The organism is Myxococcales bacterium (assembly GCA_012513515.1).
Lineage (GTDB): Bacteria > UBA10199 > UBA10199 > 2-02-FULL-44-16 > JAAZCA01 > JAAZCA01.
The window spans coordinates 25,812-37,259 of record JAAZCA010000013.1; the positions used below are offsets into that span (position 1 = coordinate 25,812).

The following is an 11,448-nucleotide window of genomic DNA, read 5'->3' on the forward strand; positions in this document are numbered from 1 at the left end:
TTGCGGGTTAAACTGTCTGGTTGTACTCGATATCTATTCTGTCGCTAAAGTCGTCGGCGAAATCATACAGGTCTTTGGAGAAAAAACGAATTTTTCTGACGTAGTGATTATAGAAAATGACGGCCGGTATGGCAGCCGCAAGGCCGGCCACTGTCGATATCAGCGCTTCTGCTATGTAGGGGCCGACTATCGCTATGCTCGATGCTCCGGTTCGCCCGATCTTCCAGAATGCCTGGAGGATTCCCCATACGGTTCCGAAGAGACCGATGAAAGGACAAACGGTGCTCGTCGTTGCGAGAAAGGGTACGCCGTATTCCATCTGTGCTATTTCATCCTCCGCTGAACGCCTGATCTCCCTGGTTACAATCCTCATCTTGTTGTTGCCCAGATTTTCACGGAGTGAATCGATGCCGGTTTTAAAGACGTTGAAGGCCGGACTCTTTCGGAAGGATCCTTTGGAGACGATCGCGTCTATCGACTTGGCCTGCCAAAAGAGCTGAAAGAATTTTTTTGATCTCTCGTTGGCCCTCTTCAGCTGTCTGTGTTTGCTCCCTATTATCGCCCAGGAGATCACCGAAAAAATAGCAAGCGATAACATTATCAGATGACCTACCATTCCCATGTTGAGGTACAGGTTGAAGAGGCTGCCATCTCCTGACGATACGCTAGATTCGATCAGCTGTGGTTCAACCTGGGCCAAAAATCCTATTAAGCTCATCATATTCAACTTCCTTCTCTGTTTAAGGTGTTTAGGGTTAAAAAATCCGGCGCATATTACTTTTCTTGCTCCTGCAATGTCAATGACAGCGAGCGGAAAAGCCCGGCCTCCCTGTCATCCAATGCTTATTGCGCGCCTGCGGCATGGCATCAAAAAAAGTCGATATCGTCAATGCGAGGGCGATTTTTCGTCGTTTATAACTAATTATCCATTGTTTTCATATGTTTACGCGGCAAGCGGATGTCATCTGTTTTGCGGAGAAAGGGTTTCGGAGTTCAAAAGGCTGAGGAGGATATGCTAATACTATTCTCAGCGAGTTCGACTAAGGAGGCGGCGAGTGGGGCAGGCGCACGATGAAGGTCCGGAAGTCTTCCACGAGGAAGTTGGATTTGAGGAGGTGAGTTTTGAGAGCAAGGTCCATCTGCATGCGATTGATCCGAATCCGGAGATTCAGAGGGATCGAGAGTCGGGCATTGCCAGCTCTTTAGAACGGTGGGGGAACCCTCCGCGCGGAGCGTGGAGTTTTGTTTTGCCTGATTTTTCTGGACAATCTCAAGTTGTGGCTGTAGCCAAGCGGCATATGCAGAACGGCAAAGATGCTCCAATAGGGATTTTCGACTCGGGTATAGGCGGGCTTACCGTCCTTTCTGCGATCAGACGTCATCTGCCCTGCGAGCATCTCATATATCTGGGGGATACCGCCAGGGTTCCGTACGGAACCAAATCGGCCGAGACGGTCGTCAGGTATTCCAGTGAGTGTGCGGAGTTTCTGATGGAAAAAGGGGCGAAGGCTATCGTAGTCGCCTGCAATACCGCATCGGCTTTCGCTTTGTCAGCGATCTCCTCGAAATTCGACCTCCCCGTTATAGGGGTCATCGCTCCCGGAGCTGCTGCGGCCGCTGCCATATCCAGGAAAAAAGTCGTTGGTGTGATAGGAACCACCGGAACTATCGCCAGCAATGCCTATGGAAGGGAGCTCAAGTCGATAGATTCAAACATCCGCGTTGTCAGCCGCGCCTGTCCTTTATTCGTTTCGCTGGTTGAAGAGGGGTGGCTGGACAATGAGGTGGCGGAAGCCGCCGCAAGAATCTATCTGGATGGAATGAGAGGGGAGGGGATAGACGCCTTGGTTTTGGGATGCACTCACTATCCTCTCCTCAAAGGCGTGATAGGGCGGTATTTGGGAGATTCAGTCGTCCTGGTCGATTCCGCTGAGACGACCGCCACATTTCTTTCTGACACTCTTGAAGCAGCGGAACTGAAGTCCGACCGGCCCGCCGGAAATTACAAGATATACGTCACCGATCTTCCCGGTAGGTTCGAGAGGATAGCCGGGGCGTTTTTGGGCGAGGAACCCCCTTCGGTTACCAGGGTCGATCTGTGATATCAACCGCTTGCAATTTTTTCTGTACTGTTAGAGCATGCGATCCCGGACGAACTCACGCCGGAATTTTCGTCATAAAAATCTGAGAGGTGATTTCTTGAAGTCTAGGGTGTGCCACGTTCTTACAGCTCTTCTCCTGATCCTCGTATCGACGCGCTCCTTTGCGATGAGCGACGACGGGTATGCCAACCTGCATATATTTTCGCGCGTGCTGCACTACATAGAGGAGAATTACGCTGGTAAGTTCGACGATTCCACTCTGATTCAGGGCGCGATACGCGGGATGCTCGACACCCTGGATCCTCACAGCGTGTATATGAGCCCCGATGCCTACAGGGAGCTCAAGGTCGATACGCGCGGGAGATTCGACGGAATAGGGATAGAGGTTTCCATCAAAGGTGGACACCTTACAGTGATATCCCCTATAAAGGGAACGCCGGCCGATTTCGCAGGCATCTATGCCGGAGACAGGATTGTCAAAATCAACGGAAAGGTTACCCAGGGCTTGGGGCTTAGCGAGGCCGTCGGGTTGATGCGTGGCAAGCGCGGTTCGCGTGTGGTGCTCACGATAAATCGAGACGGCGTGAAAGATAATTTCGACATAGCGGTCGTAAGAAGGATAATCAAGGTTCCCAGCGTTGCCGAGAAGCTGATCGACGACAGGTTTGCGTATCTGAGCATGGTGAATTTTCAGCAGGGGACTGCGCGCGCCGTCGAAAAGGCGATGAAACAACTTCGCAGGGAACTCGTCTTCAAGAGGGGTGAGTCCGCCGATTTCGACGGAATAATCTTAGACCTCAGAAAAAATCCTGGCGGCCTTCTCGATCAAGCGGTCGCGGTTTCCGATCTCTTTCTCTCCGAGGGAACGATCGTCAGCACCGAGACGAGGGGCAAGGAGATCGATCGCAGCATCGCGCGCGAGGATGGCACCTTTCCGAATTATCCGGTCGTCGTTTTGATCGACCGGGGATCCGCCTCCGCCTCCGAGATAGTGGCTGGCGCTCTTCAGGATAACAAGCGCGCCGTCATAATGGGGACGCGTTCATTCGGGAAGGGATCCGTTCAGACTGTGATAGATCTCGACGACGGTTCCGGCCTTAAGCTGACAATCGCGAGATATCTCACGCCCAGCGGCAAAAGCATACAGGATGAGGGGATCATTCCGGATGTCATCGTAGAGCAAAAGCCTCCGATGCCGAAAAAAGGCGGAGAGCCGGATTCTGGCGCTGTGCCGGTGGAAGAAAAGGATGAAAATGATAAACAAACTGAGAAGAGGGACTATCAGCTTGAGAAGGCGATTGAATACCTAAACGGTATTGTGCCCGCTCATGAAAATGATAAAGGATCTTCTCTATAAGGAGGATGTAAAAGATGGTGAAAAGAATTGGTATGTTGACAGGCGGTGGTGATTGTCCGGGGTTAAACGCTGTAATCAGAGCCGTTGTTCGCAGGGCGAGAGTTTTCGGCGGGTACGAGATGGTAGGGATCAAACACGGATGGCGCGGCCTTCTGGAGATGGACAGCGTTCCGCTTACCAGGGAAGACGTTCAGGGCATACTGTATCGCGGAGGCACTATCCTCGGAACGAGCAGGACCAACATCTTCAAGAACGAAGCGACAAAAAAGCTCGCCTACGAAAATTTCAAGAAGATGAATCTGGACGGGCTCATCGCAATAGGAGGGGAGGATACCCTCGGCGTTGCGAAGAAGATGAACGATGATGGCCTGCACGTAGTCGGCGTTCCGAAGACGATCGACAACGATCTGATGGGAACCGATTTTACCTTCGGTTTTGACACCGCGGTGGAGATAGCCACCGATGCGATCGACAGGCTTCATACGACCGCTGAATCCCACGACCGCGTTTTAGTGTGCGAAGTGATGGGACGCCATGCCGGCTGGATAGCTATGTATTCCGGCATAGCGGGGGGTGCGGACTGCATTTTAGTTCCTGAAAAGCCGATCGATATCGACGAAGTCTGCAGGATGGTCACTGAAAGGCGCGACGGCGGAATTGATTTCAGCATAGTCGTAGTTGCTGAGGGAGCCAAGTTCAAGAATCAGGACGAGATCCTTTCATCACAGCGCCTCGACGATTTCGGACACGTCCAGCTCGGCGGCATAGGGCATATACTGGCCAAGAAGATAGAGGAAAAGACCGGCTTTGATACAAGGGTTACGGTTCTTGGCCACATACAGCGCGGCGGAAAACCAACCGCACACGACAGGGTCCTTGCAACCCGCTACGGCGTTGCCGCCATGGATGCGGTTCATGCCGGCCGCTTCGGCATAATGGTAGCCCTGCAGGGGAAAGATGTCGTAGAAATTCCCTTGAGCACCGTCGTCGAAGGTATCAAAACGGTGGACGATGATCTCTATGAGATGTCCAAGACTTTCTGGGGGTATTGATCCAGCCCGTTTTTGACCTTTGTGGCCCGCTTTTCGGTTTTTGGAAAGCGGGCCTTTTCTTTGTAAGCTGACTGCTTGACAGCCCGGCTCGCTCGCGGATAGAGTGCGCAGCGCATAGACGCATACCCACGGGAGTTTCAAATGGCAGAGACTATGAAAGCGGTGATTAAGCCGGCAGCCGGTCGCGGGGCGCTTGTTGCTGAGATGCCGATTCCGAAGATCACCTCGCATCAGGTTCTCGTCAAGGTCAGGGCGAGCTCGATCTGCGGAACCGACATCCACATCTACAACTGGGACGAGTGGTCGCAGAATCGCATCAAGCCTCCGATGATATTCGGCCATGAATTTTCCGGGGAGGTAGTCGAAGTGGGCGACCAGGTTGATCACATAGCTGTCGGGGATCATGTTTCCGCAGAGACGCACATACCATGCGGCGGTTGCTTTCAGTGCAGGACTGGAAAGATGCACATCTGCCGCGATCTCGAAATCCTCGGTGTCGATCGCGACGGCTGCTTCGCCGAATATATCGCCGTTCCTGAAATATGCTGTATCAAGAACGACAAATCACTTCCGTGGAATGTCGCATCGGTACAGGAGCCCTTCGGAAACGCGATGTACTGCGTAAGCGAAAGCGCGGTTGCCGGAAAGAGCGTTGCGATATTCGGCGACGGACCTACCGGGATCTTCGCCACCGGCATCGCCAGAGTTTTTGGGGCGACGAAACTCATCACTTGCGGGATGCAGAAGTTCAGGCTCGGTCTCCTGGAGGGTTTCAGTCCTGACACGATAGTAGATGTGACCGCATGTGACGCTGCTGATGCCATCCTCGATGCCACGAAGGGTGAAGGCGTTGACGTCGTAATCGAGATGAGCGGCTCTGAAAAGGCGATGCACGACGGTTTCAAAGTCGTTAAAAAAGGCGGCGTCTTCACCGCCTTTGGCATTCCTGCGAAGCGCGTCACGATCGACCTTGCCGAGGAGATCATCTTCAAGGGAATCAAGATCAACGGCATCAATGGAAGGAAGATGTTCGACACATGGTTCGAGGTCGCAAATATCTTGAACTCTGGCAGGATAGATATTACTCCTGTTCTGACGCACGAGTTTCCGCTGGAAAAATTCGACGATGCGATGGCGCTTTTAAATGCCAAAGAGGTTGTTGCAGGCAAGATAGTTCTTAAGGAGCCTCTGAAAAGCTAGCTGTAAGCGCCTCTAGAAACTATCTATGAAAGCCGTCTGCCATCAGTCACGAGTCACGGTTGTTGCTGGATCCCCGATTAAAGCACTCGGAGATGACGACCATACTGTCATTCCCGCGGCACTAAGCCGCCGCTACCGCGGGGTTCCGACCGTTCACCAGTTACGAGTCACGGTTGTTTCGGGAATGGCAAACGCATAGTTTTTAGAGGTGCCCTGAGTTTGCTGATTTTTCAGAGGTTACTTAACTCTTGAAGTTCTGTTATGGGAGCTGTTCATGCTTGGAATAAAAGATCATGCGCCTGTTCGCTACGTGATGCAGGGTTATAACGTTGCCGAAACTTTAAAGCTAAAAGAGATCGACAGGATGTTTCGCGGGGTGTCCTCTGAACAGTCCTCGACAAAACTGACATACAGGGAGGGTGAGAACGGTTTTTATTACATTTACAGGTTCGGGTCGGTGATATTTTTCAACATCGATCCAGAGCGCCAGCGCGCTATCATAGAGAAGATTAAGATGATCATAGGGCATGCCCCTGAGATGATCACCAGCGAAGAGTTCTATATCGACATAAAGCCCGGCGAAAAAAGTTCCGTCGGGTTTGACGGCGCGGTTTTCGATATACTCTCCAGCGATCGCATCGAGATCATCTCTTTAGTGCTCGCTCAGTCGATGGCCCTCGAATTTTTCGAGACCCATGTCGATGAGATGCTCAAGTGGACTGGCAAGATAGCCGGCTCGCTCAAGGACAAGGGGCGCCTCATCCAGAGCAGCAGAAAAATCAAAAAATATATAGGGCAGTGCATAACCGCCAAACAGCAGCTAGTCGCCTCTTTATACCTCTTGGATAAGCCGGACGAAACTTGGGAGGTGCAGGTCCTCGACAAGCTCTACTACGAAGCCGTGGATATGTTCGAGATAAAGGACCGTTACAAAACGCTGGATTACAAGTTGCGCATGATCCAGGAAAACCTGGAGCTTATCGCTAATCTGCTTCAGTACCGCCATGCGAATTATCTGGAATGGGCGATCATAATCCTCATCGCCATCGAAATATTTTTTTCCATCTATGAACATTTTTTGAAGCACTGACTTGAATCGTGATACATTGAAGGAGGTATTATGTACGATGCTCTGCGGGCCGTTGTTGAAAATGAACTTTCTGAAATCAAATCGGCCGGGCTCTGGAAAGAGGAGTGGGAGATCCTCTCCCCACAGGGGTCGAAGATAAGGGTCGCCGAAGGGGAAGTTATAAACTTCTGCGCTAACAACTATCTCGGACTTGCCAACGATCCGGACGTTATTGCTGCGGCGAAGAGAGGGTTGGACCTCTACGGTTTCGGAACCGCATCGGTGCGTTTCATATGCGGCACTTTCGACATCCATCGCCAGCTGGAAGCCGAGCTGACGAAATTTTTCGGAACCGAGGATACGATACTCTATTCCTCCTGCTATGAGGCCAACGAGGGACTATTCGAAACACTGCTCTCGGAAAATGACGCCGTCATTTCCGATCAACTCAACCACGCCTCTATCATCGATGGCATCAGGCTCTGCAAGGCAAAGAGATATCGCTATTCGAATTCAGATATGAGCGATCTCGATGCGAAACTCGCTCAGGCGAAAGCCGACGGGGCGCGCCTCATTATGATCGCAACTGACGGCGTATTTTCGATGGATGGCTATATCGCCAAGCTCGACCAGATCTGCGATATCGCCGAGCGATATGGTGCGATCGTCATGGTGGACGACAGCCATGCCACGGGTTTTGTCGGCAAAAGCGGAAGGGGAACGCCGGAGCACTGCGGGGTGATGAAGCGTGTCGATATTATCACGAGCACCATGGGGAAGGCTATGGGGGGCGCCGCTGGCGGTTTCACGACTGGCAAAAAATCGATGGTGGATCTGTTGAGACAGCGTTCCAGGCCTTATCTGTTTTCAAATGCGCTTCCACCGCTTGTATGCTCCGCGACTCTCGAGGTTCTCAAAAAGCTCAGCAAGAGCATGGAGCTTCGCGACAGGCTCGAGAATAACACGAAATATTTCAGATCGGAGCTTGCGAAGGTTGGTCTCAAGGTTCTCGAAGGAACTCATCCGATAACTCCGATCATGTTCGGCGAGGCGAAGCTCGCGGCCGATGTTGCAAGGGATATGCTGAAGGAAGGGGTTTACGTAAAGGGATTTTCATTTCCGGTTGTGCCCAAGGGGCTTGCGCGGATACGCTGTCAGGTTTCGGCGGTTCATACCAAACAGGAGCTAGACCATACGGTTTCGGCATTTGCAAAGGTGTGCAAAAGACGCGGTGTAATCTAAAGACGTATATTCATCAAAATAGATGTTATTCAGGGCGACCGTGATCGATGACGATTGACAATGGACCTGCTGCTACACGTTATTTCATCCAGATTATAATCTGCCGCACGGCTGCGAGATATATCGCTGCTGTACCTATTCCCAACAGTATGGTCTTCGCCACGGCCTTGGCGAAGGATTTGTCCGTGAAATATGAGATGATCTTTTCGAGCATCAGCTCTCCCCGGTTTCAGCTTTCGACTGTGGAAATATCATAGTTGTATCTTCATTTTGACTTTCAGAAATTATTTTTGTCAGCATGCCTATCAATTCTTCCGGAGAGAGATTCGTCTTTTCGACAACACATGTCCCCGCCAATTTTATAGATAGGGATTCCGGACAGACTGATTTGCAGAACTCCTTCATCTTCTCCGGGAGAGAGCACCTTATCCGTTTCGAAAATTGTTTTAAATGATCGAGGTCTATTTCAGGGAGGAGGATGGCTAGCGAGTTTTTGCCGGTTTTTGCGCTGCTATCCACTATCCGTATAATGTATGACAGGGCTGCCGCCGCCGCGTCGATGATTCTATCGCCCTCATTGGGTGTCGCCTCCGGCGGGTGGATAGATTTTGGCGTTATCACAATGACCGCTACGGAAAATTTAGAACCATATCTGGCATTTCTTTCCATTTCCACCAACAGTTCGTGCTCAAAAGATTTGGAGCTCCCGAAATTTTCCGAGACATAGTTCCTGAACTCATCTGAATTTTTCAGGAGCGATTCAAAGGAACCGCGCTCGGATATTTTCCCGCCGCTGAAAAAAGCTATCTCATCGGCCATCTTCAGCGACTGCAGCTTGGAGGCAAGAATTATCACCTTCTTGGTTTTGGAAATTGCGACTATAGTTTCGCCGAATTTGTATTCGTTTCTCAGTTCTTCCAGCCGATCCTGTTCCTGAAAAATTATGATGGACGGGTCTTTGAGCAGAACCCTCGCCATCGCCACGAGGTTTCTTTCCATCGCCGAAAGATACGCTCCGCCGGGGCCTGCCTCGGTGTCGTACCCTCCCGGCAATTTTTCTATGAATTCATCCGCGCCTACCGTTTGAGCCGCGCGTATCGCGTCGCCGCGCTCTTTCTGCTGGCTTCCGTACAGGATGTTTTCCATGATGGAGCCGTCGAAGATTACCGCTTTTTGCGACAGAAAGCCTATTTTCTCTCCAACCTTTCCGAAGCTGATTTCAGAAATCTCGTTTTCGCTGACCATCGCTGCCGTTTCATCTTCGGCGAGGTTCCTGATCATCGATCCCGTAAATTTTTTTGCCTCGTCCTCAGATGCGCCGACTATTGCAAGTATTCCCCTTGTTGAGACGGGCAGCACGCCCATCTCAGCGGAGGAAGGATAATTGAAATCTTCGAAGGATATCCCGCCATCGCCGGAAGGAATTTTTTCCTGGCTTGACAGAATCTCGGAAGAAGTTCTTGCCGCCTCCCTGTATGCGCGAAACGAGAGCATGAAGTCCTTCGCATGAAGCAGGTGAGTTAAAAGAAGGGCCGTATAGATGGCAGCAGCCAGTGCCATTCCTGCAGTAATCGCGCCGGATGCCAGCCGGTAGGCCGTGTACCATGCCACGGTCAATCCCCATATCTTCAAGGCCGGAGATGATGATAGCCTGCAGAGCGCTTCCAGCACCTCGGATTTTATCGCAGCCATATCCCGTCGCCGAAGGAGCGTAGCGACGGCCGAGCTTTCGCTTTCCGCCTGCGCAAAGGCCCTTACCGATTCAGCCGCCTCCATCCGTTCGCAGATTCTTTTTTCGAGCGCTCTCTGTGAGCGCACGCCTTCGAAAAAGGAGGATATCTTCAGCTTCTGGCAGATGTTTTCCTCCATCCCGCGGATGAATATCGCGGAAAATCCCATCAACGATATGACGGGATCGATTCTCCAGAGCATGGCTGAGATGATAAAAAAGCCGAGCCCTCTTGCAAAAGCTCTGGGCAGCGAACCCGCGAGAAAAGAGGCTATCCGGTCCGGCATATGCGATATGAGATCTATCGTCCTCTCCTTTTCTTCGCACGAGGATACGCTTTCGGGATTTGCTATAGCGCATTCAAAGAATTTCTTGGAAAGGGTTGATGACAGCTGCCTCGAGGATATTGTGCCAAGGTGCAGCGCGAAGAAATTGAGCGCGGAGGATGCTAGGATGGAGAGCGCCGATACCGCTATGCACGCATTCATCATCCTTATATTTTTTTCCGATGCCGCAAAGTCGATCAAGAGCCTCGCCATCTCAGGGGCTGGGACCCAGAGAAGGAAGGCCAGTGCGGAGAATATGGCGGAAAACGCGATAGCGACCACAGTCGCCGGCGTGAAAAGGCCGTAGGATTTCATCGTCTTTATGAAGCGCATCTGGGAATGTGGCATGATTGCAAGTTTATACCAACTGATCAAGCTGAATATGGAGAATCAAGATGAAGATGAAGACCTTACCGTTCCAACAATAACTTCGACCATGGACAATTGACCACTCGGGAATGACAATCACGCCGTCATTCCCGCGGCACTAAGCCGCCGCTAACGCGGGGCAAACGGGAATCCTGTTCCAACCGTTCACCAGTCACGAGTCACGGCTGTTACGGGATCCCAGCCTGCCCAATTAGCCATTCACTTGCCGGCACGACTTTAATTTTAAAGCCCTCCAAATCGATCATTTCAGATTGACTCAGCGTAATTATCGCGCCCTCTTTTATTGAAAGTGCTTTCATAGCGCAAATAAGCCCTAGCGTCTCGCGCTTCATGTTGCTCTCGTCCAAATTCGAGCAAACTTGATATGCCTTCACAATCTTTCTCCCCTGCTTAATTATAAAATCACACTCATTTTTATAATCGTCCCAATAAAACAGCTCATAATTATTTACATAAGAGAGCCGTTTTAACTCCACAGCAACTGCATTCTCTAAATATCTGCCTGTATCATCACTGAAAGCAAAACGTATCGAACTCGCCATGCCATTATCGATGCAATAGACTTTTTTAAATGAGGATTGCTGTTCTGTTAGCTTGTATGAAAACTTATTTAAAGTGAAAATAAGAAAGCTTTTTTCCAGATAATTTATATATTCTCTGATTGTGTTTGAACTCTTTATCCCCAGACGTTTTGCAATCTTACTTGCTGAAATTTTCGATGTAATATTGTTAATAAGCAGGACCGATAACTCTTCGAGCTCTTTTGCGAATTGCAAACTATAACGAACGACTATGTCTTTTGTGATTATAGATGTGATCAAATTACGGACAAACTCTTGACCAAATTTATAACGGTCAAAAATTCCACCATCAATCAAATACTCGTTAAGATGCTTCGACAATTCTCCAGAATATCTTGTCGTCTTCTTTGAATCTTTATAATCAAACTTTTGATAATCGAGATATTCAGCAAAATTCATA

9 protein-coding genes are annotated in these 11,448 nt (G+C 50.4%); 6 read left to right on the forward strand and 3 right to left on the reverse strand.

Features of this window, described 5'->3' with window-relative positions; translation table 11 throughout:
* Positions 1 to 7 precede the first annotated feature (7 nt).
* Complete coding sequence (locus GX659_02680) at positions 8 to 721, reverse strand: Tol-Pal system subunit TolQ (protein NLD27695.1); 714 nt, start codon at positions 719 to 721, stop codon at positions 8 to 10.
* Between the two features lie 577 nt (positions 722 to 1,298).
* Here GX659_02680 and GX659_02685 point away from each other — a divergent pair.
* The 6 genes from GX659_02685 to GX659_02710 all read left to right on the forward strand — a co-directional run bounded on the left by GX659_02685 (position 1,299) and on the right by GX659_02710 (position 8,022).
* On the forward strand, positions 1,299 to 2,102 hold the full coding sequence (locus GX659_02685) for a glutamate racemase (protein ID NLD27696.1): 804 nt from the start codon (positions 1,299 to 1,301) through the stop codon (positions 2,100 to 2,102).
* A 97-nt stretch (positions 2,103 to 2,199) separates the two neighbouring features.
* The gene (locus tag GX659_02690; protein NLD27697.1) at positions 2,200 to 3,459 is read left to right on the forward strand and encodes a S41 family peptidase; all 1,260 of its coding nucleotides are present in this window, start codon (positions 2,200 to 2,202) and stop codon (positions 3,457 to 3,459) included.
* 32 nt (positions 3,460 to 3,491) lie between these two features.
* On the forward strand, positions 3,492 to 4,511 hold the full coding sequence (locus GX659_02695) for a 6-phosphofructokinase (GenBank protein ID NLD27698.1): 1,020 nt from the start codon (positions 3,492 to 3,494) through the stop codon (positions 4,509 to 4,511).
* Between the two features lie 141 nt (positions 4,512 to 4,652).
* Positions 4,653 to 5,711 (forward strand): L-threonine 3-dehydrogenase, encoded by a 1,059-nt coding sequence (gene tdh / locus GX659_02700; protein NLD27699.1) that lies wholly within the window; start codon positions 4,653 to 4,655, stop codon positions 5,709 to 5,711.
* Positions 5,712 to 5,985: 274 nt separating this feature from the next.
* Complete coding sequence (locus GX659_02705) at positions 5,986 to 6,801, forward strand: RMD1 family protein (GenBank protein ID NLD27700.1); 816 nt, start codon at positions 5,986 to 5,988, stop codon at positions 6,799 to 6,801.
* Positions 6,802 to 6,831: 30 nt separating this feature from the next.
* Positions 6,832 to 8,022, forward strand: a complete 1,191-nt coding sequence (locus tag GX659_02710; protein ID NLD27701.1) for a glycine C-acetyltransferase — start codon at positions 6,832 to 6,834, stop codon at positions 8,020 to 8,022.
* A gap of 213 nt (positions 8,023 to 8,235) precedes the next feature.
* Here the strand turns inward: GX659_02710 and GX659_02715 are convergent, their stop codons facing one another.
* Both GX659_02715 and GX659_02720 read right to left on the reverse strand, forming a co-directional pair.
* Positions 8,236 to 10,425: an ABC transporter ATP-binding protein gene (locus tag GX659_02715; protein ID NLD27702.1), complete on the reverse strand. Its 2,190-nt coding sequence runs from the start codon at positions 10,423 to 10,425 to the stop codon at positions 8,236 to 8,238.
* A gap of 209 nt (positions 10,426 to 10,634) precedes the next feature.
* Positions 10,635 to 11,448: ATP-binding protein (locus GX659_02720; GenBank protein ID NLD27703.1), on the reverse strand; the 814-nt coding region annotated here is incomplete at its 5' end.

What these genes read in the sequence shown, in the direction of transcription:
- GX659_02710 (NLD27701.1), top strand. Translation starts at nt 6,832, where the DNA reads ATGTACGATGCTCTGCGGGCCGTTGTTGAAAATGAACTTTCTGAAATC.
- GX659_02695 (NLD27698.1), top strand. Translation starts at nt 3,492, where the DNA reads ATGTTGACAGGCGGTGGTGATTGTCCGGGGTTAAACGCTGTAATCAGA.
- GX659_02705 (NLD27700.1), top strand. Translation starts at nt 5,986, where the DNA reads ATGCTTGGAATAAAAGATCATGCGCCTGTTCGCTACGTGATGCAGGGT.
- tdh (NLD27699.1), top strand. Translation starts at nt 4,653, where the DNA reads ATGGCAGAGACTATGAAAGCGGTGATTAAGCCGGCAGCCGGTCGCGGG.
- GX659_02715 (NLD27702.1), bottom strand. Translation starts at nt 10,425, where the DNA reads ATGCCACATTCCCAGATGCGCTTCATAAAGACGATGAAATCCTACGGC.
- GX659_02680 (NLD27695.1), bottom strand. Translation starts at nt 721, where the DNA reads ATGATGAGCTTAATAGGATTTTTGGCCCAGGTTGAACCACAGCTGATC.
- GX659_02685 (NLD27696.1), top strand. Translation starts at nt 1,299, where the DNA reads ATGCAGAACGGCAAAGATGCTCCAATAGGGATTTTCGACTCGGGTATA.